2 protein-coding genes are annotated in these 1,244 nt (G+C 33.0%); both read left to right on the top strand.

Going from position 1 to position 1,244, the window contains the following annotated elements:
• The coding region (locus tag CXF78_RS21590) for a hypothetical protein (RefSeq protein WP_219622042.1) at positions 1-271 on the top strand (271 nt) is incomplete at its 5' end.
• On the top strand, positions 256-1,244 hold a 989-nt coding region (locus tag CXF78_RS00955; RefSeq protein WP_219622041.1), incomplete at its 3' end, for a hypothetical protein. The genes CXF78_RS21590 and CXF78_RS00955, both read left to right, overlap by 16 nt.

The raw sequence follows: 1,244 nt of genomic DNA, 5'->3' as shown, positions 1-1,244 counted from the left end.
ATTGGTGTTTACACTTAGCACTCCTTTGTTTCAAGTTCTTTTGGCTATTCAACATATAGTTGATAATGCTACTCAAGAAGATTTATTCAAACCTATAGTTCAAAAATGGTATGAATCAGCAGTTTTTATATTGAGTCATTTTAGTTTGAGTCAAGATGGAGAGAAGTTTAGACGACCCCCCATAGAAACTATTTCTCTTTATGATTCAGCGGTCAATAATCCACTAAATTTAAAACAATTTAAAGAGAATTTATTATGCCGGAAAAATTAATTGAATGTATTGTAAATAAATCTAAAACTCTCTCAGAACTTACAAATGCCGAGTTAAAAGAGCTCTACAATGCTTCTATCGAGAATAATGATTTTAGAGCCTTAAGAATCGCGACGAATAATGTTACTGGGATTTACGACTATGATGAACGAAAGCCATATTGGTTGTTGAATGACTTTATAGCGCCTCAGTGGCATATCGAAATAAAAGATAATGGTACTTCTTATAAAAGATTTATTGATTGGAGCGCTGTTACTTTAAGTGATGGTAAAAAACTTACGCATTCAAGTCATTCTCCGCTTCTTAGAGCATTTAAATATTGGATTACTGCCACTGATAACCCACGTGAAAATGCAGGGAAATTTAAAAAAGGGATATCGGTAAATATAGGGATATTATTAATTATTTCACTTATTAATAGCATACTCATTCATAGTGAGGCTAGTAACCTTACAGAGCAACACTTGTCTGGTTTATCCAGCGACTTTTTTATGGATTTAATGATTAAATACGGTGAAAGCGGCACCTTAAATGGTCTATATGATTATACTAATAAGGTTCGTAAGTTTTTAATAGAAAAAGTATCTTGTGTTAGTGACCACGAGGCTAAATTGTTTTCGAAAGATTATCCATATCTTTCTCGTTCATTACTTCCTGATGAGTCAGTTTTGAATTTTTCAGATTGTGATAGAGTGAAAGTGTGTTGCTGGTTAAACAAAAATGGCTATTACCAAAGTACGATTAATTCAACGAAATTAGGCCTATTTACACGTAAGCATTTACAAGGAAATCCGCATGTTCTTCATTCTTTAATATATGGTGGTAAAATTATTCCAGTTGCCAATAAAGGTATTGCAACTTTCGACGAATTACAACTTGTAAAGATCGATGGTGTAAAAGAGTTTAAAGCCATTCCTTGTGTAGAAGAGTCAGAGATGATGAGTGAAGTTTCACTGAGAAACATTCTTGGTGC

Source organism: Shewanella sp. 11B5 (assembly GCF_002836795.1).
In the GTDB taxonomy this organism is placed as follows: domain Bacteria; phylum Pseudomonadota; class Gammaproteobacteria; order Enterobacterales; family Shewanellaceae; genus Shewanella; species Shewanella frigidimarina.
Note: the sequence above shows the minus strand (reverse complement) of the source record. Positions and strands in the feature narration are given on the sequence as shown.